General features: G+C 41.8%; 20 protein-coding genes and 3 pseudogenes. 19 read left to right on the top strand and 4 right to left on the bottom strand.

The annotated features are described in order from the left end of the window. Window positions 1-3 precede the first annotated feature (3 nt). Genes ROSEINA2194_RS14420 through ROSEINA2194_RS14410 form a run of 3 tightly spaced genes read right to left on the bottom strand, consistent with a single transcriptional unit; the run spans window position 4 to window position 1,545 of the window. Entirely contained in the window at window positions 4-522 is a 519-nt protein-coding gene (locus ROSEINA2194_RS14420; RefSeq protein WP_009860794.1) for a hypothetical protein, read from the bottom strand. Window positions 523-529: 7 nt separating this feature from the next. Then, entirely contained in the window at window positions 530-841 is a 312-nt protein-coding gene (locus tag ROSEINA2194_RS14415; protein ID WP_172727133.1) for a hypothetical protein, read from the bottom strand. Between the two features lie 5 nt (window positions 842-846). Continuing rightward, complete coding sequence (locus ROSEINA2194_RS14410) at window positions 847-1,545, bottom strand: DNA methyltransferase (protein WP_009860792.1); 699 nt, start codon at window positions 1,543-1,545, stop codon at window positions 847-849. A gap of 105 nt (window positions 1,546-1,650) precedes the next feature. On the opposite strand from ROSEINA2194_RS14410, the pseudogene ROSEINA2194_RS14405 reads away from it, so the two are divergent. The 3 genes and pseudogenes from ROSEINA2194_RS14405 to ROSEINA2194_RS14395 form a co-directional block, all read left to right on the top strand. Then, a pseudogene (locus ROSEINA2194_RS14405) lies at window positions 1,651-2,052 on the top strand (GNAT family N-acetyltransferase); the annotation flags it as partial. A 92-nt stretch (window positions 2,053-2,144) separates the two neighbouring features. Beyond that, on the top strand, window positions 2,145-2,939 hold the full coding sequence (gene aph(3')-IIIa, locus ROSEINA2194_RS14400; protein ID WP_001096887.1) for an aminoglycoside O-phosphotransferase APH(3')-IIIa: 795 nt from the start codon (window positions 2,145-2,147) through the stop codon (window positions 2,937-2,939). Between the two features lie 488 nt (window positions 2,940-3,427). Further along, window positions 3,428-4,036, top strand: a pseudogene (locus tag ROSEINA2194_RS14395) (aminoglycoside 6-adenylyltransferase); the annotation flags it as partial. Between the two features lie 45 nt (window positions 4,037-4,081). Here ROSEINA2194_RS14395 and ROSEINA2194_RS14390 read toward each other — a convergent pair. After that, a complete protein-coding gene (locus ROSEINA2194_RS14390) occupies window positions 4,082-6,670 on the bottom strand; it encodes an SNF2-related protein (protein WP_007888782.1) in 2,589 nt (862 codons plus the stop codon). Window positions 6,671-6,906: 236 nt separating this feature from the next. On the opposite strand from ROSEINA2194_RS14390, the gene ROSEINA2194_RS14385 reads away from it, so the two are divergent. The 16 genes and pseudogenes from ROSEINA2194_RS14385 to ROSEINA2194_RS14320 all read left to right on the top strand — a co-directional run bounded on the left by ROSEINA2194_RS14385 (window position 6,907) and on the right by ROSEINA2194_RS14320 (window position 26,407). Then, complete coding sequence (locus ROSEINA2194_RS14385) at window positions 6,907-8,370, top strand: recombinase family protein (protein ID WP_007888780.1); 1,464 nt, start codon at window positions 6,907-6,909, stop codon at window positions 8,368-8,370. A gap of 142 nt (window positions 8,371-8,512) precedes the next feature. Next, window positions 8,513-9,805 carry a metallophosphoesterase gene (locus ROSEINA2194_RS14380; protein WP_007888779.1) on the top strand — a complete coding sequence of 431 codons (1,293 nt, stop codon included), beginning with the start codon at window positions 8,513-8,515 and terminating at the stop codon, window positions 9,803-9,805. Window positions 9,806-9,817: 12 nt separating this feature from the next. Further along, window positions 9,818-10,717 carry a GTPase-associated system all-helical protein GASH gene (locus ROSEINA2194_RS14375; protein WP_007888772.1) on the top strand — a complete coding sequence of 300 codons (900 nt, stop codon included), beginning with the start codon at window positions 9,818-9,820 and terminating at the stop codon, window positions 10,715-10,717. A 156-nt stretch (window positions 10,718-10,873) separates the two neighbouring features. Continuing rightward, the gene (locus ROSEINA2194_RS14370) at window positions 10,874-11,854 is read left to right on the top strand and encodes a TRAFAC clade GTPase domain-containing protein (RefSeq protein ID WP_007888762.1); all 981 of its coding nucleotides are present in this window, start codon (window positions 10,874-10,876) and stop codon (window positions 11,852-11,854) included. 12 nt (window positions 11,855-11,866) lie between these two features. Further along, window positions 11,867-12,676 carry a TRAFAC clade GTPase domain-containing protein gene (locus ROSEINA2194_RS14365; RefSeq protein WP_007888758.1) on the top strand — a complete coding sequence of 270 codons (810 nt, stop codon included), beginning with the start codon at window positions 11,867-11,869 and terminating at the stop codon, window positions 12,674-12,676. Next, window positions 12,666-12,773 (top strand): GAP1-N1 domain-containing protein, encoded by a 108-nt coding sequence (locus ROSEINA2194_RS24070; RefSeq protein ID WP_289844244.1) that lies wholly within the window; start codon window positions 12,666-12,668, stop codon window positions 12,771-12,773. Before ROSEINA2194_RS14365 ends, ROSEINA2194_RS24070 begins: the two co-directional genes overlap by 11 nt. Beyond that, a complete protein-coding gene (locus tag ROSEINA2194_RS14360; RefSeq protein WP_007888757.1) occupies window positions 12,770-14,599 on the top strand; it encodes a GAP1-N1 domain-containing protein in 1,830 nt (609 codons plus the stop codon). Before ROSEINA2194_RS24070 ends, ROSEINA2194_RS14360 begins: the two co-directional genes overlap by 4 nt. 454 nt (window positions 14,600-15,053) lie before the next feature. Further along, window positions 15,054-16,199, top strand: coding sequence for a GGDEF domain-containing protein (locus ROSEINA2194_RS14355; RefSeq protein WP_007888754.1), 1,146 nt, complete (start codon window positions 15,054-15,056; stop codon window positions 16,197-16,199). Beyond that, window positions 16,177-17,100 carry a diacylglycerol/lipid kinase family protein gene (locus ROSEINA2194_RS14350; protein ID WP_007888751.1) on the top strand — a complete coding sequence of 308 codons (924 nt, stop codon included), beginning with the start codon at window positions 16,177-16,179 and terminating at the stop codon, window positions 17,098-17,100. The genes ROSEINA2194_RS14355 and ROSEINA2194_RS14350 overlap by 23 nt, the downstream gene beginning before the upstream one ends. A 68-nt stretch (window positions 17,101-17,168) precedes the next feature. Next, window positions 17,169-18,674 (top strand): stage IV sporulation protein A, encoded by a 1,506-nt coding sequence (spoIVA, locus tag ROSEINA2194_RS14345; protein WP_007888749.1) that lies wholly within the window; start codon window positions 17,169-17,171, stop codon window positions 18,672-18,674. A 151-nt stretch (window positions 18,675-18,825) separates the two neighbouring features. Further along, window positions 18,826-20,132: pseudogene (locus ROSEINA2194_RS14340) on the top strand (amidohydrolase). Next, complete coding sequence (locus tag ROSEINA2194_RS14335) at window positions 20,123-20,878, top strand: MBL fold metallo-hydrolase (protein ID WP_007888740.1); 756 nt, start codon at window positions 20,123-20,125, stop codon at window positions 20,876-20,878. Before ROSEINA2194_RS14340 ends, ROSEINA2194_RS14335 begins: the two are co-directional and overlap by 10 nt. 183 nt (window positions 20,879-21,061) lie before the next feature. After that, complete coding sequence (locus ROSEINA2194_RS21275) at window positions 21,062-21,220, top strand: hypothetical protein (RefSeq protein WP_021923004.1); 159 nt, start codon at window positions 21,062-21,064, stop codon at window positions 21,218-21,220. A 151-nt stretch (window positions 21,221-21,371) separates the two neighbouring features. Beyond that, window positions 21,372-23,996: an alanine--tRNA ligase gene (gene alaS / locus ROSEINA2194_RS14330; protein ID WP_438942530.1), complete on the top strand. Its 2,625-nt coding sequence runs from the start codon at window positions 21,372-21,374 to the stop codon at window positions 23,994-23,996. A gap of 160 nt (window positions 23,997-24,156) precedes the next feature. Next, window positions 24,157-24,333 carry a 30S ribosomal protein S21 gene (rpsU, locus tag ROSEINA2194_RS14325; RefSeq protein ID WP_007888736.1) on the top strand — a complete coding sequence of 59 codons (177 nt, stop codon included), beginning with the start codon at window positions 24,157-24,159 and terminating at the stop codon, window positions 24,331-24,333. Between the two features lie 625 nt (window positions 24,334-24,958). Further along, window positions 24,959-26,407: an aminotransferase class I/II-fold pyridoxal phosphate-dependent enzyme gene (locus tag ROSEINA2194_RS14320; RefSeq protein WP_021923097.1), complete on the top strand. Its 1,449-nt coding sequence runs from the start codon at window positions 24,959-24,961 to the stop codon at window positions 26,405-26,407. The last annotated feature ends 48 nt before the right edge of the window (window positions 26,408-26,455 follow it).

The following is a 26,455-nucleotide window of genomic DNA, read 5'->3' as shown; positions in this document are numbered from 1 at the left end:
TGTTCACCTCTTAAATAACCGCAGGAACAGGGTATAGTTCCATAAGAGATTATCTGCTTCAATGGAGTGCTGAATATTGATAATCTCATATTTGATTCCAACAATATTTTTGCTGTCCATGTAGAGCTTGAGATTTTTATAGCTCTGCACAACATCAAGTTGATTTAGTATCCCATTGTCAAGCACCTGATCTATTTTTGAAGTTAAGTTCCGATATATGTCTTGATTTCCTGTTTCACAATACAGGGCTGCTCGTTCGTAGGCGGTTTTTAGTGCTAATAGTGCATCTTTGCGTATGTCAATCTGCATTTTTCGCACACCAACAATAATTACTTCGTATATCGTAAAGCAAAAAGCAATCCGCTCAATCCAAAGCCACAAAGTATTACCGCTGGAGATAGGGGAAATGAATGTAGAAAGACAAGCAAGTAAAAATGGAATACCAATGTATTCGATTGTTCCAAGTAAGCAATGTACAATGGTTTTTGTGATTACATGAAACCATTTTAGAGTGTTATTCATATCTTTCTCACACCAGTTTCAGCTCAATCCCATGATCCCGCAGGATATAGTAGGCATTAGCCATAGCGGTATCGTCAGCAAAGCTGTCACGGGAGATGATGATTTTTGCCGGGGCATATTCGGTCATCTGCTCCACGTCCTCGGGCTGCACATCCTCGGCCAGACAGACCAGCAGCAGGCAGTCATCGCCCACGCCATAGACAGTCTTGTTATTGATGGAGAACGGTGTCACGGAGTAGGTCAGCGGCACACCCAGTTTGAGCATGATTTCATAAATCATATCCAGGTCGGTGCGCTCCGGCTTCACCCGATGAATCATGCTGTTCATCCGCCGATACAGCAGGTCGAGCTGCTCGTCCTCAATGGGGGTGGCGTCCCAGGTTTCCAGATTGGAGGTGTCCAGCTTGAAAACACGGAAGCCCACATCCAGTTTTGCTGCCATTTCTTTTTTGCATTGATTACCTCTGGACTTTCTTCCCACTCCGCATAAGCAAATCCTTCAAGTGAATCATGCTGATCTTGATGGCGTTTCATTGCACGAACAAACAAACCGGAACTTTCAAGCGCATCTTTTAGCATTTTACCAGCCCGCCGGATTCGCTCCTTACCGATCTCGCAGATATTCTTGTACCCGGTCTTGTATGCCTCGCTCTTTTCGTCGCACAGTTCGGGAAGCTGTACCAGAATAAAGCGCCGATTTCCACCGTCCTCAGCGTTGAGCTGCATCACTGCATGGGCGGTAGTAGCAGAACCGGAGAAGAAGTCAAGGATGATGTCATCCGTGTTAGACACTTGGGAAACTAATTGCTTAATAACCTCGACTGGCTTTGGAAAATCAAATAAATACTTATTAAACAATCCTCCAATTTCCTTGGTTGCAGTATTTGTATAAACGCCAGTGCTGAAAACAGATGAAAAACCAGGAAGATTGTCTGACAGCTCGTTCAAAAATGATTTTTTGCGCGGCCGCCCATCTGGGTTGTCGGGCCAAATAATCCTGCCCTCTTGAATGAGCCGATTCATGGTATTTCGATCATATCGCCAGCCTTTTTCGGGGCATCCGTAGTTTCTTCCATCTGCCGGATTGATTAAATCATAGTGCAAATTTGGACGAGCATCGGCAGTAGCAAGTCCTACCAAGACGAAGAGGATGAAGAGGATGAGGAGGCAGATTGCCTTGAATATATTGACAATACTGATAAGATAATATATCTTTACTACCAAGACGATAAATGCGTCGGAAAAGTTAAACTGCGAAAAAATTGGAACCGGTACGCTTATATAGAAGATATCGCCGTATGTAAGGATTTCAGGGGGCAAGGCATAGGCAGCGCGCTTATCAATATATCTATAGAATGGGCAAAGCATAAAAACTTGCATGGACTAATGCTTGAAACCCAGGACAATAACCTTATAGCTTGTAAATTCTATCATAATTGTGGTTTCAAAATCGGCTCCGTCGATACTATGTTATACGCCAACTTTGAAAACAACTTTGAAAAAGCTGTTTTCTGGTATTTAAGGTTTTAGAATGCAAGGAACAGTGAATTGGAGTTCGTCTTGTTATAATTAGCTTCTTGGGGTATCTTTAAATACTGTAGAAAAGAGGAAGGAAATAATAAATGGCTAAAATGAGAATATCACCGGAATTGAAAAAACTGATCGAAAAATACCGCTGCGTAAAAGATACGGAAGGAATGTCTCCTGCTAAGGTATATAAGCTGGTGGGAGAAAATGAAAACCTATATTTAAAAATGACGGACAGCCGGTATAAAGGGACCACCTATGATGTGGAACGGGAAAAGGACATGATGCTATGGCTGGAAGGAAAGCTGCCTGTTCCAAAGGTCCTGCACTTTGAACGGCATGATGGCTGGAGCAATCTGCTCATGAGTGAGGCCGATGGCGTCCTTTGCTCGGAAGAGTATGAAGATGAACAAAGCCCTGAAAAGATTATCGAGCTGTATGCGGAGTGCATCAGGCTCTTTCACTCCATCGACATATCGGATTGTCCCTATACGAATAGCTTAGACAGCCGCTTAGCCGAATTGGATTACTTACTGAATAACGATCTGGCCGATGTGGATTGCGAAAACTGGGAAGAAGACACTCCATTTAAAGATCCGCGCGAGCTGTATGATTTTTTAAAGACGGAAAAGCCCGAAGAGGAACTTGTCTTTTCCCACGGCGACCTGGGAGACAGCAACATCTTTGTGAAAGATGGCAAAGTAAGTGGCTTTATTGATCTTGGGAGAAGCGGCAGGGCGGACAAGTGGTATGACATTGCCTTCTGCGTCCGGTCGATCAGGGAGGATATCGGGGAAGAACAGTATGTCGAGCTATTTTTTGACTTACTGGGGATCAAGCCTGATTGGGAGAAAATAAAATATTATATTTTACTGGATGAATTGTTTTAGTACCTAGATTTAGATGTCTAAAAAGCTTTAACTACAAGCTTTTTAGACATCTAACTATTTGATAACCTTCTGTTATCTGAAAAAGTTAATTTGGAATTGCAGGGAACAGAGAATGCAGAACATGGCTGTCTGTCATTGCGCTATGCTGTGAAAAATAAGGATTAGTGCAGCATACTTTAAAAAGTGTCTGTTGGGACAGTGTCCTAAAGGAAGCATAAGCTCATGGCTAGCGGCGGTGTTAAAGTAACGGCACTCGGCCCCAATATATAGTTGATATGCCCCTAAGCCTTTGAGGGCAAGGCGGTCAACCGCGCCTTTTCCGGTCCGCATACAGTCGTTCAATGAGGGTATCAAGCTCGGCAATGCGGCGGTGCTTCTCGGTGGTTCGTTTCTTCGCCGCCGTTTTCGGCTAATTCTAATTGATCCGAACTGTAAGGATAAGCAATTATCCGGGGCTAGTTAAGTATCTTAGAGAGGAAGATAAAGATACCTTATTGCCCTTGGAAGAGTTAGATAATTACCTAAAGGGCGATAAATTAATAAAGGTTCTAATTGATAAAGATTGTAGAATTAAAAGGGACATAGTTCCGACTGATATAGATTATCATGTAAGAAAGCCAAGCGCAAGGGAGTATGATGATTGCTGCAATGAATTTTGGAATGTAACACCTTATGTTATTAAAGGATTGTGCCGTAAGGAAATTTTATTTGCTATTGATCATTTTAATCAGATTGTTCGCCATGAGCTGCTGAGAATGATATCATGGAAGGTCGGCATCGAAACAGGCTTTAAATTAAGTGTAGGCAAGAACTATAAGTTTATTGAAAGGTATATATCCGAGGATTTGTGGGAGAAACTTTTGTCCACCTACCGGATGGATTCCTATGAAAACATATGGGAAGCATTATTTCTATGCCATCAATTGTTCAGGGCGGTATCCGGTGAGGTGGCGGAAAGGCTTCATTATGCCTATCCGGAGTATGATACCATGTTAGCACTTGTCCAAGGGCCACGGGGGTCATTGTCAGGATTCTTATATTGTTCTGTTTTTCTGTCGGTTCCACGGAATACCCGGTGTCCGAATTGCTTTGTATAACACACTACATACTCGTGGTCTATTGAAACACCGGTAATGTTTCGATTATCTTTTCATTTTTTCTTCCAGCTCCATATCCAGCCGCATGGCGTCAAAGAACTGGCTCTCCTGGTGCTTCATATATTCCTGCCGAAGCTGGTTGATTTTCTTCTGTGCAGCCAGACGTTTCAGCCGGTCGCCGGTGACGGCCTCCAGCTCCGCTTGCGCCTGCTGTACCTGGCTGTCCAGGGTGTTCAGTTCTCGGCTCAATGCCGCCTTATCAGCGGACACTTGCTGCTTCATCCGCTCCATTTCCTCGGCCTGGGCAGGCGAAAGGCGCTCCAGTTGCTCCGCCATCATCTTATCACTCGGCACCAGCCGATCCAGCGGGTGGGGGCGGCTGGTTCCTTTTAACCAGTGGGGGGATCTCCGCTCATCCTCCGTGCTGCTCTCCACCGGCAAGTCAAAGATGCTGCGGCAAGCTGCATCGTCCAGGGCCTTGCCGCTATCCGTCAAACCGCACAGTACGGCGTGTTCTGTGCGGCTGGAGCCTGAAACCAGGGTGACAGTATAAAGGGCTATCTGGCACGGCGCCTGCACCGTCGGGATGGTCAGCACTCCCTCGTTGGCACACTCCAGCTCGTGGAGAATCCCACGGCCTATGATACTGGACAGGGTAATCTGTCCGGCCTTGGGTTTGAAGTCTTTTGCCATGCCGTACATCTTCTGGCTGCGATAGGGCCGGTTCCGGCTCCCCGTCCAGTAGTAGAACAGCACCGGCAGTTCCCGGTACTCCGTGGCCGTGATCGTACGGTTGAATTCGTCAATCACAAAACGGCAATCATCGTTCTTTTCATTATAACGAGTAAAAAACCATTTGGTAATTTCCCAGAGGTCGTTGTTCAGCTCCTGTCCACGGCGATTCACATACTTGGGATTGATCTTCACCTTGTCGGCCAGTTCCTTGGTGAAGGTGGTAAACAGAATATCCTCCGCTGCGGAGACGGTCTGCCGGTTATCTTCCTCGTGGGTACTCAGGGTCTGGCGGTATGCCTGCTCAATCTGTGCCCTGGGCCGCAACCGCTGGGCAATGACCGGAAAGGCTGCTTTTACATCATCTGTAAAACCGCCCAGCACGTCATCGGTAATACCAAAGACACCGTCTGTCACCAACATCCGCTTGTTGACCAGCTCCAGCTTGCGAACATCGGCAAAGTTGTTCTTGTCGATGAAGGCCACTGACAGCACATCGTTTTCCTGACCCAGCCGGTGGCAGCGGTCGATACGCTGCTCCAGCTTTAAGGTGTTGTACGGCAGGTCGTAGTGGATGATGAAAGCAGCCTCCTCCAGATTGAAGCCCTTGGCACCGTTATCGGTGGAAATCAGCACCTCGCCATCCTCCTTGAACTGGCGGATCACGGAGTAATCGGCGCTGCCGTTGTAGGCCAGAGTGCGGTACCGGTCAGAAAGAAGATTCTGGAGCATCTTCTGGGTTTCCACGCTCTCGGTGAAGATAACCGCTTTCTGTTTGGCTCCCGTTTTCTTCATCAGGGAAAATCCCTGTTTGAGAACGGTCAGCAGCTCACCGGCCTTGGCATCCTGGGGAATGCTTTCGGCTGCGGTTTGAATCTCTTGCCATTGGCTTAGTTCGTCCGCTGCGTTTTCCAGCCCCTGGAGCCGCTTGACGATACCTTTGATGGTTTGCAAAATTGCCGCCGTAGAGGAACCCAACAGGCCCAGCAGCCGCAGAGCCAGGTCATATTGGTTCATTTCGGGAAAGGCTCGCTTTTCCGGCTGGTTGATGTAGGCGTACAGCAGCTCATAGAGCTGCCGCTCTGCCTTGCCGGGGGTGTACTCCACGGTCAGCAGCACACGTTCCGTCACCTTGGCGTAGTGCTTGGCCTGGGAACGGAGGGTACGGAAACAATAGCGGCTGACCTGTTCGCTGAGTTCCGGGTAGTTCTCTGGTCGGCGCAGATACCGGGCCAGAAACTCTTTTTCTCCCGGCAGCAGCGTTTCGTCGATGAACCAGATCAGACCGTATAAGTCCATGATGTTCTTTTCAATGGGAGTGCCGGTCAGCAGCAGCTTGAAGGAGTCTCCGGCGATCCGCTTGAGGGCCTTGGCCTGCTTGTTGTCCTCCCGGTAGACTGGAGAGAGGGCATTGGCTTCCTCGAATACCGTCAGATCCCAGTTAACTACCTTTGCGGCCTCCTCATTGTCGGCGGCGAAGTCGTAGGTAGTAATAACAATGGCATCTTGGATAAAAGCGTTGGAGTTGTCCTCACTGGTGTTCTGCCGCCATTGGTCCCGATTGGTCAGCACCACATATGGGACGGTATAGAATCGCTCCAGCATTTCCGTCCACTGGTGCAGCAGGTCGGCATTGGGAATGACCAACAGAATCCGGCTGTATCCCTCCAGCCACTTTTGATTGATGACCAGCATGGCCTCGTGGCTCTTGCCCATACCTGCTTCATCGCACAGAACGGCACCTTTCTGATAGGGGGAACGCAGGGCAAAGCTGGCCGCTGCAATCTGAAACGGATAGATTTCAATATCCGATGATGCAAAGACCGGAAGGAACTGTTCTGCTTCCGGCAGTTGTTCCAAAAGTCGGGCCTTGTAATAGGCATGAAACGGTGTTTGCGGCATGGCAATTCCCCCTTTTTCTTTTATTTACACTTCTTTTTATTATGGCAGATATTGACGAAAAACGCAACGACGATTGATTCCTTTATTTAAGGGGAAAATGTCATTTCCAAAATAAAGACCACAATCAGTGCCGGACTGATTGTGGTCAAAAAGCATTATAAAAATGTGATATTGTTTATGCCTTAATTCGTTGCTGAATGGTAAAACACCCTTGACAAATCTCTTTCCAGCGGAAAATGCTTTTAGATTATATCAGAAATGATGCTGAACTAATGGGACAGGAGGTTGCAGAATTTTGTGATGACGGATTTTCCGGTACGAATATGGACAGACCGGGGCTGCAGGAGATGTTAAAACAGGTAAAGCAGAGTAAAATTAGTTGTATTCTGGTAAAGGATATGTCCCGGTTTGCAAGGAATTACATAGAACTGGGTGATTATCTCAACCAGATTTTCCCCTTTATGGGAGTGCGGTTCATTGCCGTAAATGACCATTATGACAGCAGGGAGCATGAAGGAAGTACCACCCCGCTGGATACTGCTTTCCAGACGCTTCTCTATGACCTGTACAGCAAGGATATATCAGTCAAAGTAAAAACTTCATTTCAAAATAAATGTGCAAATGGGGAATATGTATTCGGACAGGTTCCTTTTGGCTATGCCAAGAGTGAAATTGAAAAAAATACGGTGATTGTCAATGAAAAGGAGGCAGAAATCGTCCGCCATATCTTTTCACTGGCAGAAGAGGGAATGGGAAGTACGCAGATAGCAAAAGAATTGATTGCGGAACACACGCCGACTATCACGCAGATGCGTTATCCTGAGAGGAAAATGACAAGGGAGCATCCTGCATGGAGCAATACGGCTGTGAGGGGAATCCTGAATAACCGTTTCTATCTGGGCGAAATGGCTTATGGCAAATCAGTCCGCAAATCTGTGGGAAGCAAAAACGGGATTGCTGTGCCAAAGGATGAGTGGAAAGTCATTACAGATCATCACGAGCCGTTAGTAACGCCGGAGGTATTTGCACGGGTGTCTGCATTCCGACCGGAACAATCCACAAAAAGGAAACGTGAAAAGCATCCACTGACAGGGAAAATATACTGCGGCGGGTGTGGGTATTCGATCAACTATAAGCCGCAGAGCAGTAATGGCAAGATGCCGAACCATTTCTGGTGCAGGAAACATTCCCTGTTACAGATACCGGATTGCTGTACTTATTTTAGGGCAGACATTTTGGAAGAGATTGTGTTGACAGAATTGTACCGGGAGTTGATGCGCCGTGGAGACTTGATAAAACAGCGTGGGAGCCTTGAACAATTCCAGAAAGAGGAATGGAGCAGACTGAATAAAGAGCTGGGTAATTATCGGACGCAGTATCGGAGTTTGCAGACAGAGAAAGATACATTGTACGAAAACTATGCTGTAAAGAAGATAGGAGCCGGAGAATACCGCAGCAGGGCGGATGGAATTGCTTTGCAGATGCAGGAGCTGTCATGTAAAATAGAAGAAACCGAGCTTGCATTTAGCAGGCTTACGGAGGAATACCACCAGCCTAAACAGGATATAAAAGAAATTATCCGTTTTTCACAGATGGAGAAGCTGACGCAGGAAGCGGTGGATGTATTTATTAAAAAGGTTATCATATACAGGGACAAGAGAGTAGAGATTGAATGGAATTATGCTTTTGGGGAGGAGTAAACCTCCCCAAAGCAACTTGACAACTAATCATTCTATTTTCATGGAAATATTGATAGAACTATGATACAATAAATGAAGTAATAACAAACATAATTCACTATAAGTTTGTAATTATAATATAGTTATAAAACAGAGGAGTTCAATGGGAGAAATAGCGTTCATTCATTTGTCAGATATTCATTTTCGTAAATCAAGTGGAAATAGAGCAGATATAGATGCTGATTTAAGAAATGCGATATTAATGGATATAAAGTACAATGCAAAAGCATACTTGAGTAATGTAAAAGGAATATTAGTTGGAGGAGATGTTGCTTTTGCAGGACAAAGAGAAGAGTATGATATTGCAAAAGAATTTTTGAAAGAAATGGCATCAATTTTAGAAATTGATGAAAAGAGTATCTACTGTGTTCCCGGCAATCATGATGTAGACCAACAATTTATAAAATCATCTAAAAGTATACTTGATGCTCAATCAGAAATTGAAAAAGCAGAGACATTGGATTCAGCAGATTTACTTTTAGAGAGATATATATTAGATCAAGCAAGTCCTAATTTATTATTTAAATCAATTGAAGAGTATAATAATTTTGTCGCGGCGTATGGGTGTAATATAAATTCCGAAAAGCCTGTGTGGATAGAAGAATTTAAATTGGATAATAATTTGCGGCTAAAAATATGTGGTATGAATTCCTGCATTATTTCAAGCCATAAAGACCATGAGGATTCAGCAGTTATTCGTAAGATGATTATTGGACAAAGTCAAATACCTTTTTATGAGGATAGTGTTATATGGGTTTCGCTATGTCATCATCCTGTAGAGTTTTGGAAATTTGCCGATGAGCTTCAATCTAAATTAGATAAGCGTATAGACATTCAATTGTATGGTCATAAACATGAACAAGCCATTGAAGCAAACGCTGAAAGATTAGTTATTAGTGCTGGGGCAACGCACCCAACAAGAGGAAAGAGTTGGAAACCAAGATATAATTGGATAAGTTTTGAATGTGTTAGAAAAAAGGATGATAGGTTTGTAGAGGTAAAAACATTTCCAAGGGTATTATCAAAAGATAGAGATAAATTTGAAGCGGATAGGCAGACTTGCGATGCGGAAACCAACTTTTTTAAATATGAAATAAATATTGATGAAAAGAGAAGAAAGAATTTGCAGGATGATAATCTTATTCAAGCTGAAGGAAAGGCAAAAAATAATAACAATAGTGTAGTGTTTCAAGGAATTGAAAAAGAAATTGTCTATAATTTTTTTGAATTATCATACGTTCAACAAAATGAGATATTATTAAAATTAAATTTATTTAGAAATGAATATGCAGGAAAAAGATATATTGAACTTATAGACAAAATATTAGTAGATGCAAAAGAAAAAAATTGTTTATATCAATTGAACGAGATGATAAAACAGAAAATACAAAACTAGGAGGATAGTAATATGGAATTAGAAAAATTATTTGTTAAAAGTTATAAAAGAGTATGTATTAATCCCTCTGAAGAGCAAATTAGTAGTAGGCTTGAAGGAATTAATGCTGCGAAAGAAGCTTATAGTAATGCTGAGAAGATAGCGGAGTTGCTAAAAATTTATTACAAGCTTGTATTATCAAAAGAGAAAAAAGATGAATTTGTTGAATGCTTTTATTCTATAGATAGAACATTTGATGAGCAAAATGAGGAAGAAATATGTATTTTAGCAGGATGTGTATTAGCCACTATACTTCAAGAGGATGAGGAGATATCAATTGCATATTCTATAAAAGTACTTGATGAATTTTTTGATAGTCCAATAAAAGAATTGTCAGATATGGCTAATAAGGCAATTATTGAACAAACAAAAGAGTCAGAACCACTTTCAAAGTTTACGCTTGATAATTTAAAAAATGGATTAGAGAAAGAGTTAGTCGAGGAAGGAAGTTTTTCGTCAACGGCACCAGATAATATCGCTGAATCTTTGAAAAAAATCAGAACCAATTTTACTAAAATAGTAAATTATTCAAATTCGCTTAGGGAGGAAAATTGTAAGTGCCAAGAGAAAATCCAAGTTTTAAGCTGGATTGTTGGAGAGTGGAGTAATCTATTTAAAAAGCCATTATTTGAGGTGAAAGATGTAGAGGGGGCTATGGTGTTGGGAGTAGAATTGGCAGATTTAGTTGATGCACCAGGGCCTTTATCGGCTGAGGCGTTTTTATGTAAAATGATAACCAAATGTGAAAAGACTGTTGAGGAGATTACATTAACAGATTTGATAGACTACCAAACCGAGGAAATTAGAAGAACAATTATAGAAAAATATGGGGAAAATCTTATAGAAAAAATTTACCAATTTTATCTGCGTTGAATATATCATTAACTGTGGATGAAAAAAGAGAATGGTTACCTGCATATAAAAAAGCGTGGAAGATCAATCCGGATGAAATCAAATTTTCAGTAAGTAAATGGTCAAAGTTGATTTATTTTGAATGTATAATTAGCAAATTAATTTGAGGGAATAAGAATGGAAATTGATGAGAAGGACGAAAGAATTGATAAGATAGATCAAATTCTAAATGATGAAATTGATATTGACGTGAATCAGGAAGGTGAAGAAGCGGAATTTTCTTCTTTACAAGATAAGTATCAAATCAACTCAGGTGAAGCACTTAATAGCAGTGATATTTATAGAATTGCAGCTAAAGAAAGTACAAGAATGATAGTATTAGTTGGACCAGTTGCTAGTGGGAAGACGACAATGGAGACAAGCTTGTATCAATTGTTTCAAAATAGTCCTGTTAATGACTTTTGTTTTGCAGGTTCGTATAGTTTACAAGGATTTGAACAAAGAGCTTTTTATACAAGAATAAAATCTAAAGGAAATGAACCTACGACTCAACGCACAAGTTTAGAAGATAATCAGGCCTTTTTGCATATAAGATTGTGGAATAGAAACAATAATGTGATTAGTAATCTGATTTTGGCGGATATTTCAGGAGAGGCATTTACTAATCATATTGGACAGGTGGATGAGGCTAAAATAAGTTTTCCATTTATTGAAAGAGCTGATTATGTTGTGGGAATCATAGATGGAGAAAAATTGTGTAATAAGAAAACTAGAAATAGCATTGTCTCTGAAATGATAGAAATGATAAGGACATTTTGGGATGCTGAATTGATTACGGATGGTTGTGTACTGCAGATTGTATTTAGTAAATTCGATCTTTTTAGTAAGGTTGAAAATCACAACTTGATATTAGAGAAAATTAAACAGCAGATTGTAGCACGACTCTCAGAGCTTTTTATGGATATAGAGTATTATAATGTAGCAGCAATGCCGAGTACCATAGATGAATTTAGTGTCGGGTATGGTTTGGAAGATTTACTACAGGGATGGGTAAGGAAACATGTGCGTAAAAGTTCAAGGAAAATGGAAGAGCCATTTGATGAATTAACAGAATATGATAGGCTATATTATAAATTTCTGGGGGAATTAAATGAATAAAAAATTTTTATTATGGGAGCGCCGAATGCAGGAAAAAGTACCTTTTTGGGTGCGTTATGGAATAGCGTTAATCAAAAGGAAATACATACAGAACTTACTTTGAAAAAGATGGTTGGTGATTCGCAGTACCTTTATCGCCTTGAACAAAAGTGGCTTGAGGTTGAAAGGCTAGAAAGAACAGTAATAGGTCAAGAAAAAGAGAAATTATCAGTTTTACTGACAAATGGTGTGGATGATTTAGAGGTAGAATTTCCTGATCTTTCAGGTGAAACATTTCAAAATATATACGAGAGTAGAGAGATATCTTTTGAATTGTGGGATAAAATAAGTAAGGCAGATGCTATATTGTATTTTATTAATGTTGAAGATATTCATTCTCCTGAATTTATTTCGGAAATTTCGCCAGAGCTTCGACAAGAAGGAGTAAAACTGAAAGAAAGAAATCCATGTGAAGATGATCCTACTCAAGTACAAATAATAGATTTGCTACAAATGGTTCTAGAAATAAGAAAAAGAAGAACTAATTTAGGCATTATTTTTTCAGCATGGGATTTAGTTAATCAGTCTGAACAAAATGATGTGAGAGCTTTTTTAGCGAATCACATGAATATGTTATGGCAATATTTAGAAGCTAATAAAAGTGTAATTAACACAAAAGTTTGGGGAGTTAGCGCAATAGGTGGAAAAATAGAAGAGTCAGAAAAATTGTTAGATATTGAAGATCCAATAAAGCGTATTAAGATTGTCGATGATAAAATGGTAAATTCGTGTGATTTAACATCTATTATTTTAGAAATGTCGGGAGATAAATATGATAGTTGATGAGTTTTATGTTGAACAAACATTACATGGATATTCCAATGGACATAGGTTGTTACAAGCATCTTTAAAATTATCAGAACAAGACAGTAAAAAATGATGATACTAAGTGACTTATCTGGAAATGAATTTGTCAATGGATTTGAGAGATACTTTACAGGGTATAATCTTGATAATAATCATATAGTTTTAGCATGCACATGGTATGCAGAAGAGATGAAAAGACCTGGTTGTGTTTGGACCCATTCATTAATATTTGATGTTAAAGATTTATATCTTGCGAGTGAGGATATTACATCTATTATTGCAATGTTTAAAAAACCAGATAAGGATAGTGATTTTTTATCATATAGCAATCCTTTGAAGTTTGAACGAAGTAGCACTGAAGAATTAGATGAGAATAATCTGAAATATTTAATATGGTGTGTTTGGGGTAATAGAAGACCTTTGATAATATTTGATGATGTGTCCACCAATTTTGAAAAAGAAATGATATTTTTATTTTTAGCGCAACATGACTTGCTTGAAGAAGATTTCTCCTTTTGCACAGGATCAGTTGCTTTGCGTGTATATGGTGGAAAAACTTTGCAGCTTCAGATTGTACCACGTAAAATATCAAGAAGCAAATTGCATATAGGGGAGAAAACATATGAAGCAAAAGATAAGAATGTTATTAAAAATTATCCGTTGTGGGTGAATAAAATGTTTGATAATTTGAAAAAAAATGGTCTAAAGAAGTATAGAAAATTTGTAGCAGGATTTTCTAAAGATTATAAACAGCCCATGTATGTTTCAGCATTTATGAAATTGTATGTGGGATCACGTGCAGATGAAAAAGAAGCAAGTTTAGTAACTCTTTTAGAAATGGCATGTGCCATTTTTGAAGATAAAAAAAAGATATGTAATGAAATTCTAACTCTATATAGTAAGAATTATTTTTCGAGTTGGTGCGGAAAAGAAGATTATAATGAAGTTTTAGATTATTTCATTAATAATAGGTGGTTAGACATTTCATCAATTGATCTTCGGAGAATGCTAAGAGAAGGTTATATTTCGGATTATACAGGTTCGCAGAGATTACTTAAGAATATTATAAAAGGAGAGGAAAATTCTTTAAATGAAGTATTACTTAAAGCATATACTGATATTATTCCTAACAATCAATTTGTAGATTTTACCGGATTAGAATATGATTGTTGTAGCACTTTAATTTCCATTAAGAATGAATTTGCTATATGTCAAGAAATATGGAGAAGAAGCAAAGGATATCAACAAGGGATAATTAGATGCCTCAGTCGAAAAGAAGAAAGGTTAGATAAGAAAATTATACAAATAGTTTTACAGACAAGTGAATATGATTTATCTTATGACTTATATAGGGTATACGAAAAAGAGTGTATACAAGTGTATTGGGACTATTTGTTGGATAATCGGGAAAGCAAAAAGGTAAAAGGAATTATAGATATTGTCAAGGATGATACAGAAAGTGAAGTTAAGTTAATCTTATGTTATTTAACTGAAAGGGATATATTGCTTTTTCTAGTAAGCTTAGTGGATCCTTATGATAAGGAAATTCAGAGACTGAGTAAAGAAGATGTTAATAGAATATATAATACAATAATAGAAAATAATTGTGCTGAAACTGAAAAAGAGATTTTAGCTAAATTTCTTTTGCCGATTTGTATTTTAGAAGATTATATGTTAGAAACAGAAATTGCAAAGTTTTCTTTTGACATTGTAAATGGACTGCTCGCAACTCAAAACTTTCCGGAAAATGAATGGGATAAATTAGAAAAAATACTTCCGGAAGTTGCTTATTATAATAATTGGGACAGATGCAAAAGATTACGAAAAGGATTTCGGAAAAAAGGATATACTTTTATTGAAAAAAGCGAAGAGGAGGAGTTGCCGACATATCTTCTTTAAGGTTTTCAAGAATAGTCGTAAGAAAAGCCAGAGAGAAATCTTTGGCTTTCATTTATTAAATGACTTGACACTAATTTACCATCAATTGCATCAAACTTGACACTAACTTACCATAACCCCAAAGAAGTTATGCGGGTTTCCGGGATTTTGAATCAAAAAAGTTTGTGACATTAACTTGACATAAGAGGGATGGGGAGCATTGTGTACAGCAAACAGTATACCATGAAAATACCGTAGGATCGCTGCCGGAACGGAGTCCGTGTAAACAGCAGCCCATAAAATGTTAAAAAACAGAAAAAATAAAAAATTTAACAGAACTATAACGTTTTGTGTTATACTTTACCATATGTAGTGGAGATTAAGGTATCAGGGTACTTATCGTTGGGCAGAAAGTGATTAGAAGTACCGGATAATGACAGGTATGGGATAATTACGAGAGTATGAGGGACAGAAGATGACTAATTTTGGGGAACATTATAATGAGGAATTAGCGCAGCAGGAGATTGAGATCAATAAGAAGACCCTGAGGGAGATGGTCGGAGCGTTTATTGTTTTGACGGCGGTCTGGGGACTGGCGTTTGGCCGTTTTCCGACAGTAAATGCAATTGTGTTCAGTGTGACATATGCAATTTCTGCTGGCTTTTTTATTGCGTCTGTGATCTTATTTTTTAAAGCAGATCCATCGGATGAGCGTATGAAGTGTTTTTTTGTGACCGGCATCTGCATAATTTCAGCAGCAATGAACCTTATGTTCAGTTACCACATGGTTCTGGTGTATGTATTTCCACTCATCGTGGCAGTTCAGTATAAAGAGAAAAACGTATTATGGCTGTCTTATGCACTGGAAGTTTTTCTGCTGCCGGTCAGCATGATCGTGGGATTTTATTACGGGATCTGTGATCTGAACCTGCTGCTGCAGGGAAATCATACCAGGACATGGTATTTGTCTGAACTGGCAGATGGATTTGCGAGGATCCCTTTTTCGAAGATGCCGGTTGTGGTCATTATAGTTTACCGGATATTACCGCAGCTTCTGATCCTATTTGTGTTCGTGATGATCATCCAGCATACCATTGGCAGCATGCGGGAGGATGCTTACAGGATTGCAGAACTTACCTACCGCAAGGAGGTCGATTCTGCAACAAGGCTTTATAATAAGAATAAATATGAAGATATGCTTGCCAATTACTATACGATGGTGGAGCGTGTCGCCGTGGTTTTGTGGGATATCAATAATCTGAAAGAAATCAACGACCGCATGGGACATGGCATGGGAGATAAACTGATCGAGACAATGTCCGATGCAATCTATGCACAGACAGATAGCCGGAAAAAGGCATATCGTATCGGTGGGGATGAATTTGTCATGCTCATCGAAAATCCGGAGAAACAGGAGGCAGAGCAGATCATCCAGAATGTCAGGGACAAACTTGCAAGACACAGGGAAGAAGGCGGTCTCAGGGTTTCGAGTGCAACCGGTACAGCGGAGGGAAACGGAATCGATATCTTAAAAATAGTACATGACGCGGATGAACGGATGTATGAGGATAAGAAGAGAGGAAAGGAGAGCCGCGAATATGCTATGTTTTATAGTGAATGAGCATTCCAGAAGCGGTAAAGGCGCAAAGATCTGGAAAGAAGCGGAAGCAGTTTTAAAAAAGAAAAACATTGCTTACGAATCATACGTCACCCAATATGAGGGGCATGCCTTTTCACTGGCACATGACATCTGTGAATGTGGGGCGGATGACATTCAACTTGTCGTGGTAGGTGGTGATGGGACCGCAAATGAAGTCATCAACGGAATGACGCATTTTGAGAAGGTACGCTTTGGTGTGATCCCGACCGGTTCCGGCAATGACCTCGCAAGGGGACTTGGGATCATGGGAACGCCTACAGAGGTGATCGGGCATATTTTAAACTGCAGGGAAGATTATGTGATGGATCTGGGGCAGGTGAGCTGGAACGGCTGTGAGAAGCCGAGATTATTTGCAATCAGTGCCGGGGCAGGACTGGATGCATTAGTCTGCAAGAAGGCTTTGAAGTCCAAGGTAAAAGACGCTTTGAATAAGCTGCATCTCGGAAAGCTTACCTATCTGTTTCTGACGGTACAGTCGTTATTTACCATGCAGACAACAGATGCAGGTGCAGTTTTTGATGGAAAAGGACAGAAAAACCATAAGAAAATGATTTTCGCTGCGGCAATGAATTTCCGGGCTGAGGGCGGCGGTGTGCCGATGGCACCGGGGGCAGATGCGCAGGACGGAAAGCTTTCGGTGTGTATGGCGTGGGGAATCCCGAAATGGCGCACTTTTTTATGTCTGCCATTGCTTGTGACAGCCAATCATCTGCGGATCAGAGGGTTTGAGGTGACAAACTGTAAGGAATATGACCTGAAGCTGAAAACACCTATGGTACTTCATGCAGACGGAGAGTACTGTGGGGATGTCACAGAGATGCACTTTCAATGTCTGCCCAAAAAACTGCATGTGATGTGGTGATCGAATAAATACGAATAAAACAAAAATTCCCTTCATACAATGTGATAACATATGGAGGGAATTTTTTTATGGACAATTATAGCGGAAATAAAGAGTATAACATTTACAGGGATATCAGAAACCGTACCAACGGGGAGATTTACCTCGGGATCGTAGGTCCGGTGCGCACTGGAAAATCCACCTTCATCAAACGGTTTATGGAGTTGATGGTACTTCCTTTTATGGAAGGAGAAGCAGAAAAAGAGAGAGCCATGGATGAACTTCCGCAGGCGGCAGCCGGAAAAACCATTATGACGACGGAACCAAAATTCATTCCACAGCAGGCGGCGGAGATCCGGCTCTCTGATTTTAAGACGGAAGAAGAGCCATTAAAGCTGCGTGTAAGACTGATCGACTGTGTCGGTTTTCTGGCGGACGGGGCAGTGGGACATATGGAAGGAAATGGAAGCAGAATGGTAAAGACACCGTGGTCAGACCAGGAAATCCCATTTGCGGAGGCAGCATCGATCGGAACCGAGAAGGTCATCAGAGACCATGCGACGATCGGCATTGTAGTGACGACCGACGGAACAATCGGAGAACTGGCACGGGAAAATTACATAAATGCAGAAGAGAGAACCGTTCAGGAACTGAAAAATATCGGAAAGCCGTTTGTGATCCTGTTAAATTCGGCAAAACCTTATGCGCAGGAGACAATAAAACTTGCGTCGGAGATGGAGGAAAACTATCAGACAACGGTTGTGCCGGTCAACTGTGAGCAGCTGCGCAGAGAGGATGTCTTAAAAATTTTAGAGAGTGTGCTGTATGAATTTCCGATTGAACGGGTGGAATTTTTTATCCCGAAATGGACGGAAATGCTCTCCGCAGATCATCCGGTAAAAAGTGAGATCATTGCACAGGCATCGGATATTTTAAGTCATATGGAGCGCACGAAAGACGTTTACCAGCAGCAGTCAGAACCGGGAGACTGCATCTCAAAGATTAAAATGGATGAGATGGATCTCGCCTGCGGCTGTGTGAAAATACAGATGGAGGTTGCAGAGCCGTATTACTATGAAAATATGAGTGAACTTGCAGGAGTTCCTATCCATGGTGAGTATGAACTGATCTCGATGATCCGCGAGATGGCGGCGAGGAAAGAATCTTATGAGAAAGTCGCAGGGGCTTTTGAGGAAGTGCAGATGAAAGGATATGGTGTTGTAAATCCGGGGTTAAAGGACATTGAACTTGCGGAGCCGGAACTGATCCATCATGGAAACAAGTTTGGGGTAAAAATCAAGGCAGTCTCCCCATCCATTCATATGATCCGTGCCAATATTGAGACGGAGATCGCACCGATCGTGGGAAGTGAAGATCAGGCAAATGACCTGATCCGTTACATTAAAGAGGGACAGCAGAGCGAGGAGGGCGTCTGGAAAACCAATATTTTCGGCAAATCCATAGGGGAGCTTATGGAGGACGGAATCCGGAATAAAATCGCCATGATGGATGATGAATGCCAACTTAAACTGCAGGATACCATGCAGAAAATCGTAAATGATAATAACGGTGGAATGGTTTGCATTATCCTATGAAATTTGGTAAGATTTAAGAATCAAAAACAGTGTATCCCGTCGGGAAAATCATAGATTTTTCCGGCGCGCACTGCAATTTATGACGATCGGATGCCCACAGTGCGGGCATTCTGCTGCAGGATACAGGCAGTGATAAAAGTGGGGGATCGGTATGAATATTCGTTTTTATCATGCAAAAATATTATTGACGAAAGCAGATCACACCTTTGAGGTGGCGGAGGGGGAACTCTGGGTAAGAGGAGACCATATCTGTTATATCGGGGATGGCACAGATACTTCTGATGTCTGCAAAGAAGATGATATCATTATCTGGGACCGGGAGATCGATGCAAAGGGAAATCTTTTAATGCCGGGATTTAAGAATGCACACACGCATACACCGATGACATTTTTACGATCTTTTGCAGATGATCTTCCGCTGCAGGAATGGCTGCAGCAGAAAGTGTTCCCGAACGAGGCAAGGCTGAAAGGGGAGGATACTTACTGGCTTGCGATCCTCGGAATTATGGAGTATCTGACGAGTGGTATCACCTCAAATTTTGATATGTACATTATGCAGGACTATCATATCAATGCCTATGTGGATACGGGGTTTCGGACTGTTTTTACAAGTGGATTGAACAACTTTACCGACAGTCTGGAAGTGCTTGAGGAAAATTATTTAAGGATCAATAAACTGAGTGACCTCACTTCCTATGTGCCGGGATTTCATGCAGAATACACCACATCACGCCCACTGCTTGAGGGGGTTGCCAAGATTGCGGACAAGTATCACGCACCGGTCTGGACGCACAATTCTGAGACAGAGCGCGAGGTGGCAGAGTGTAAGGCACGCTGGGGAATGACACCAATGCAGTTTACAGAAAGTCTGGGGCTGTATGAACATGGCGGCGGCGGTTATCACTGTGTCTGGCTGGAGGAGAAAGATATTGAGATATTGAAAAACATCACATGTCGGTAGTGACGAACCCCGGTTCGAACACAAAGCTTGCTTCCGGTATCTGCCCGGTCAAAAGACTGCTGGATGAGGGAATCAATCTTGCAATCGGTACGGATGGACCGGCGAGCAACAACTGTCTGGACATGTTCCGGGAGATGTTTCTTGTGACAGGACTGGCAAAACTCAGGGAACGGGACGCTTCCTGCATGCCGGCGGAGGAGGTGCTTTATATGGCGACCGCCGGAGGCGCGTATGCGATGGGACTGCCGGATTGTGACTGTCTTGCAGCCGGGAAAAAGGCAGACCTTGTCATGATCGATCTGCAGCAGCCGAATATGCAGCCGGAGAACAACCTTGTGAAAAATCTGGTTTACAGCGGCAGCAAGCAGAATGTGAAACTGACGATGGTAAACGGAAAAGTACTTTACGAGGATGGAACATTTCTCATCGGAACTGATCCGGCAGAAATATATACAAAAGCAAATGAGATAATTGGAAGGATGAAGGAATGCAGGTAATATTTATACATCACAGCTGCTTTTTAGTGGAAGTGGATGAGAAGGTTTTGATTTTTGACTGGTTTGCGGGAGACCGGGTGAACGGCTATACGTTCCGTGGACAGATCCCGGAGTATGAGCCGGATACCCCGGTTTATGTGTTTGCAAGCCACAAACACAGAGATCATTTTGACATGGATGTGCTCCACTGGGCAGAGCGTTACAGCAACATACATTATATTTTCTCAAAAGACTGCAGGATGTCACCTCATTTTCTGGAAAAACACGGGTTTGACCTGTCTGTCCGGGAATTGATCACATACGTTAGTCCGTGCGAAAAATATCAGGTGGATGACTTGGAGATTGAGACGCTGCGCTCCACGGACGCGGGAGTCGCCTTTTATGTGAAGACAAACGGGGCAAGTTTTTATCATGCCGGGGATCTCAACAACTGGAAATGGGATGGAGCAGGGGAACTTGTCAATGGCATTATGGATGTCAATTATAAGAACCAGATTAAAAAACTTGCAAAGAAAGACATCAACCTGGCATTTGTGCCGTTTGATCCAAAACTTGGGATGTATCAGTCACTTGGCATGGAATATTTTCTGGAGAACACGAATGCAGAGTATGTGTTTCCAATGCATATGTGGCAGGATTATTCCGGGATACAGCCTTTTATCAAAAGACTGAGCAATCAGGCGATGGCGGACCGGATCGTGCCAATCGTCCATGAGAATCAGGTATTTGAAATCCGGGAAGAATAAAAGATGGTAGTTTTTGCTGGAAAAGATGACATTTTTTTTAATAAAAGATGACAGCTTTTAGAAGAAAAGATGTTGAATACTTGACGATAAACAAATAAGTGAGCTATAATATTTAAATTGTGAGCCGGCTTTCATTTTTGCAGTGCATAAGTGTCAGCCATAGCAGAAAGGCAGGTAGAAGAAATGGCATTTTTAGGATCATTTTTACAGTATGCAATTATTATGGTGATTTTGGCAGCAATCGCTCTGGCGGGATTTTTTGCAGGCAAAAAGCTGCGGGAAAACAAAGATGCAAAAGCAGCGGCGGAAGCTGATACGGCAGCAGAACACGAGGTTAAATAATTTGTAACTATATAGATAGTTTCTTAGAAGGAAACAGCTGGTAATTACAATTTTATTAAATAAAAAATGTACGGCAGAGAAGTGCCTGTACAAAAGATTTTGGAGGAACTTAGTCGTGAAGAAATTTTACGGTGAAAACGAATTACGAAGAATGTACCTTGAATTTTTCGAGAGCAAGGGACATCTTAAAATGAACAGCTTTTCATTGGTACCACACAATGATAACAGCTTATTACTGATCAATGCAGGTATGGCACCATTAAAGCCATATTTTACAGGACAGGAAATTCCACCTCGCAGAAGAGTGACAACCTGCCAGAAATGTATCCGTACCGGTGATATCGAGAACGTTGGTAAGACAGCAAGACATCTTACATTCTTTGAGATGCTTGGTAACTTCTCTTTCGGAGATTATTTTAAGCATGAAGCGATCGCATGGTCCTGGGAGTTTTTGACAAAGGTTCTCGGATTAGAGGAGGACAGACTGTATCCATCCATTTACGGTGAGGATGATGAAGCATTCAATATCTGGACAAAAGAAGTCGGAGTTCCGGCAGAGAGAATCACAAGATTTTACCGCGATCCGGAAACCGGAGAGTGTGATAACTTCTGGGAGCACGGTGCCGGTCCTTGCGGTCCATGTTCTGAGATTTACTATGACCGCGGAGAAAAATACGGCTGTGGCAAACCGGACTGTAAAGTAGGATGTGACTGTGACCGTTTCATGGAAGTATGGAACAACGTATTTACCCAGTTTGAGGGAGATGGAAAGGGTGGTTACACCGAACTTTCCCAGAAGAACATTGATACAGGTATGGGACTTGAGCGTCTTGCAGTTGTCATGCAGGATGTAGATTCCGTATTTGATATCGATACCATGAAAGCAATCCGTGACAGAGTATGTGAGCTGTCAGGTAAGAAATATGAAGTGGATGCAATGGATGATGTTTCGATCCGTCTGATCACAGACCATATCCGTTCCTCAACATTTATGATCTCCGATGGTATTATGCCATCCAATGAAGGACGTGGTTATGTACTCCGCCGTATCATCCGCCGTGCTGCACGTCATGGAAGAATGCTTGGAATCGACGGCATTTTTATGGCAGAGCTTGCAAAGACTGTGATCAACGAGAGCAAAGACGGTTATCCGGAATTAGAAGAAAAGAAAGATTTTATCTTAAAAGTACTTGCACAGGAAGAAGAGAAGTTTGCAAAGACGATCGATCAGGGTCTTGCAATCTTAGAGGATATGGAAAAAGAGATGATCGCATCCGGTTCTAAAGTATTATCCGGAGACAATGCGTTCAAGCTTTATGATACTTATGGATTCCCGATGGATCTGACTTCTGAGATCTTAGAAGAAAAAGGCTTCACGATTGACGAAGACGGCTTCAAAAAGGCTATGGAAGTACAGCGTACAACAGCAAGAAAGAATCGTAAGACTACAAACTATATGGGAGCAGATGCGACTGTTTATGATGAGATCGATCCTTCCGTCACAACAGAGTTTGTCGGATATGATAAATTAGAGACAGCATCTACGGTGACAGTACTTACTTCTGAGACTGAGATCGTGGAAGCATTATCCGATGGTGAGATCGGAACGATCATCGTAGAGGAGACACCATTCTATGCTACCATGGGTGGACAGCAGGGAGATAAAGGTGTGATCTACACTGCTGATGGTACATTCAAAGTGGAAGATACCATCAAGTTATTAGGTGGAAAAGTGGGACATGTCGGCAAAATGACAAGCGGCATGATCAAGTCCGGTGATAAAGTTACATTATCAGTTGATGCAGATCTTCGTGGCAAGACATGTAAGAACCATTCTGCAACACACTTATTACAGAAAGCACTCCGTGAAGTATTAGGTACTCACGTAGAGCAGGCTGGTTCTTATCAGGATGCTGAGAGAACACGTTTTGACTTCAGCCATTTCCAGGCTATGACAGCAGAGGAGATCGCAAAAGTTGAGAAGATCGTAAATGATGAGATCGCTGCAGACCTTGAGGTGCGTACGGATGTCATGACCGTAGAAGAAGCGAAAAAGACAGGCGCTATGGCGTTATTCGGTGAGAAATATGGTGAGAAAGTACGTGTCGTATCCATGGGAGAATTTTCCAAGGAGTTCTGTGGTGGTACACATGTAAAACACACAGGCGAGATCGCTGCATTCAAGATCATTTCTGAGAGCGGTGTTGCTGCCGGTGTACGTCGTATTGAGGCGTTGACAGGTGATAATGTATTCGCATATTATAAGAATATCGAAGCTGAATTAGAGAGAGCTGCAAAAGCTGCAAAGACAACTCCGGCTGCTTTGGTTGAGAAGATCGAGCATATGATGGCTGAGATCAAGGCGTTAAATGCAGAGAATGAGTCCTTAAAGAGCAAAGCTGCCAAAGAGGCACTTGGCGATGTTATGGATCAGGTTGTAGAAGTAAAAGGTGTAAAACTTCTTGCAACAAGTGTTGCAGGGGTTGACATGAACGGCTTGAGAGACCTTGGTGACCAGCTCAAAGGAAAACTCGGAGAGGGCGTTGTAGTGCTTGCTTCTGAGGCAGACGGCAAAGTAAATCTTGTCGCTATGGCAACAGAGGAGGCAATGAAGAAAGGCGCTCATGCAGGAAACCTCATCAAAGCGATCGCAGGAAAAGTTGGCGGTGGCGGCGGCGGACGTCCAAACATGGCACAGGCTGGCGGTAAGAATCCGGCAGGAATCCCGGATGCGGTAGCCGAGGCTAAGGTAGCGCTGGAAAATCAGATTAAATAATAATTTGATGAAAAAATAGAATTGTCTGAATTTTTCTAAATATAAGAAAAACTATTGACGTGAACATTTTTTATGCTATAATAACTTATAGTGCAATGAAATTTACCCAAACAGTTGAATATGCACAATACGCAACTGGAGGGAGGTTAGGTGTGAGATAATGTCTAGTGTAATAGTAAAAGAGAACGAGACTTTAGATAGCGCTTTACGTAGATTTAAGAGAAACTGTGCTAAAGCAGGTATCCAGCAGGAGATTCGTAAAAGAGAACATTACGAGAAACCAAGCGTAAGACGTAAGAAAAAATCTGAAGCAGCAAGAAAAAGAAAATACAATTAATGTATGTAAAAGAAGCTATCGTGTATGCGGTAGCTTCTTTTTTTGAAATTTAAAGTCAGTTTGTCAGAATCAGTTTTTTATTGGATCGTTTTACCTGAAGTTTACAATTAGAAAACAAAAAAATACAATTAATATCATAAATATCTTGACACTGAAATATGTGTATGATAGACTTTTTTTCGTGTGAAAAATAAAAATCGTTTTTTCATGCAAATGTATGACCACTCAGATTACTGAGGCAGCCTAACGGACAGGCGGGTCGGTTGCCGGTGTGGTGAGGAGACCACGTTATTGATTGAGTCAGAAGCTCAAATTTTATAAGTTGATTACTTTATAATCAGTGTGTAAGCACATCATCTTGTGAAACGGTCAATAAGAGTGACATATATTTGCAGTTGCGATGCAGACAAAGGCAGAAAGCAGAGAGCGGCAGGCAACGGATTCTTTGAAAAACGATATTTGGGATCGCATCGAGAGTAAAAAGGATTCCAATATGGAGAACGAAGGTCAACAGAGATGATTGCTCAGGCAGTTGTCTCTTTTTTATGTAATCGAAAACATCATTTCTATTACATAAAATGTGAAAATGATTATCTTAAAATTATAAATTGCAATGGAGAAAGTTATGAACAGAGAAGATCAGAAAAGAGCTCCCATTTATGAAGCACTGGAAAAATTCAGGAAACAGCGTGTCGTACCATTCGATGTGCCGGGGCATAAGCGGGGCCGTGGCAATCCTGAATTAGTGGAATTATTAGGGGAAAAATGTGTAGGGATCGATGTGAATTCCATGAAGCCACTCGATAACCTCTGTCATCCGGTATCGGTTATAAGAGATGCGGAGGAACTTGCAGCAGATGCATTTCATGCAGAACATGCATTTTTGATGGTGGGAGGAACTACTTCTGCAGTGCAGAGCATGATTTTGTCAGTCTGTAAGAGAGGGGATAAAATTATCCTTCCGCGAAATGTACATAAAAGTGCCATCAATGCACTGGTGCTTTGCGGAGCAATTCCGGTTTATGTGAATCCGGAAGTGAATCCAAAACTCGGAATTTCTCTTGGAATGGAAGTGCCGTGTGTAGAGCAGGCGATCAAAGAGAACCCGGATGCAGTTGCAGTGCTTGTGAACAATCCGACTTATTACGGTATCTGTTCGGATATCCGTTCTATCGTAAAGCTTGCACATGCGCATGGCATGAAAGTGCTCGCAGACGAGGCACATGGAACACACTTGTATTTTGGAAAAAACCTTCCGGTTTCAGGCATGGAAGCCGGTGCTGATCTGGCAGCAATTTCCATGCATAAGTCCGGTGGAAGCCTGACGCAGAGCTCCATTCTGCTTGTAAACAAAGGTGTCAATGCAGATTATGTCAGACAGATCATCAATCTCACACAGACTACAAGCGCATCGTATCTTCTTCTGTCAAGCCTTGATATTTCAAGAAGAAACCTTGCGTTAAGAGGTGAGGAATCCTTTGCCAAAGTGTCCGAGATGGCAGAATATGCAAGAAATGAGATCAACAATATCGGTGGATATTATGCTTATGGGAAGGATCTGATCAACGGAACCAGCATCTACGACTATGATGTGACAAAGCTTTCTATCTACACGCTTGGTATCGGGCTGGCAGGGATCGAAGTGTATGATCTTCTTCGCGATGAATATGATATTCAGATCGAATTTGGGGATATCTGTAATATTTTGGCCTATATTTCCATTGGAGACCGGACACAGGATATTGAGCGCCTGGTGGGGGCGCTGGCAGATATCGCAAGACTGTATAAAAAAGATAAGGCAGGACTTTTATCCGGTGAATATATAGCACCGAAAGTCATCCGTTCACCACAGGAAGCTTTCTATGCGGAAAAGAAATCCCTTCAGATCCGTGAGACCAGCGGCTGTATTTCCGGTGAATTTGTCATGTGCTATCCGCCGGGAATCCCAATCCTGGCACCGGGTGAGATGATTACAGATGAAATCATCGAATATATCATTTATGCGAAGGAAAAAGGCTGCTCCATGCAGGGAACGGAAGATCCGGCAGTGGAACATCTGATGGTGCTGGTGTAAGAGATGAGTGATCCCGGAGAAAACGGTGGAAACCGGGACAGGGAAGGA

It is taken from the genome of Roseburia inulinivorans DSM 16841 (assembly GCF_000174195.1).
Lineage (GTDB): Bacteria > Bacillota > Clostridia > Lachnospirales > Lachnospiraceae > Roseburia > Roseburia inulinivorans.
This window is presented reverse-complemented; position numbering and strand designations above follow the sequence as displayed.